Origin of the sequence: Algibacter ulvanivorans (assembly GCF_048381495.1) — a bacterium.
GTDB classification, from domain to species: Bacteria; Bacteroidota; Bacteroidia; order Flavobacteriales; family Flavobacteriaceae; genus Algibacter_B; species Algibacter_B ulvanivorans.
On sequence record NZ_JBLWGD010000022.1, the window covers coordinates 1 to 815 of the forward strand.

At 31.4% G+C, this 815-nt stretch carries 1 protein-coding gene; it reads left to right on the forward strand.

The window, feature by feature from the left end; all coding sequences use genetic code 11:
• Positions 1–672, forward strand: a 672-nt coding sequence (locus ACNG5D_RS15815; RefSeq protein ID WP_418184502.1) for an EndoU domain-containing protein, incomplete at its 5' end; no start/stop codon positions are given.
• Between the last annotated feature and the right edge of the window lie 143 nt (positions 673–815).

The window sequence follows — 815 nt, forward strand, 5'->3', positions numbered from 1 at the left end:
ACGTTGGCAACAAATATGGAATACCATTACTACATACTTCAGAATGGATTTTCCACAGATAAACAGAAGTTGAAATCAGGAACATTTATTGTGAGAATTCCGACTTATTTCCCCATTAATTTTTCTGATGGAAATGGTCCTTACAAATCATTGAGAGCTTTAAAAAGATATTCACCAATTTATAAATTACTTTCACGAACGAACACAAAAAGAGCTCAACAAATTGTAATCGAAAAAAATATTATAACGTCAGACAAACTAATAGCCACACCAAAAGGAACTGAATTCAAGCCAGCTGTAGTTGACGGATTTATTCACGCAACAATCGGAAGAATAAAAAAGAGAGACTTAACTGGAATTCATTTTTATGACGCAGAAAAAGTACGGATATTGGAAATTATTGAGGAAAATAAATTGACCAATGTTTTTAAAGCAAAATTTGAGTTTTACGATAAAAAAACTAATAAGTGGATTGAAAAAAAGTCAGCAAGCACTTTCTTTCCGAAGAGTTGGAATTTAGCAACTTTATTAATGGAATGTAAGTTTGCGTTTGACAGAATTAAGGAGACTGATTTAAAAGACGGGAAAATAATGTCAATTACTAAATCAAATATAGAAGTTGAAATAATAATAAAAAACGGAATTTTGAAATCCTTATATCCATTAATCTGAAAAAAAATATCAGTTGCCAACACCGTATATAAAAAATTGCTGATTTTAGCTAAATCAAAAGGTCGTTGCACGTTTGCTACGTCTGATTTTCCTTCGGAAAATCCTCGCACGCAAACACGCAACTTTCCATATACAAACACGTT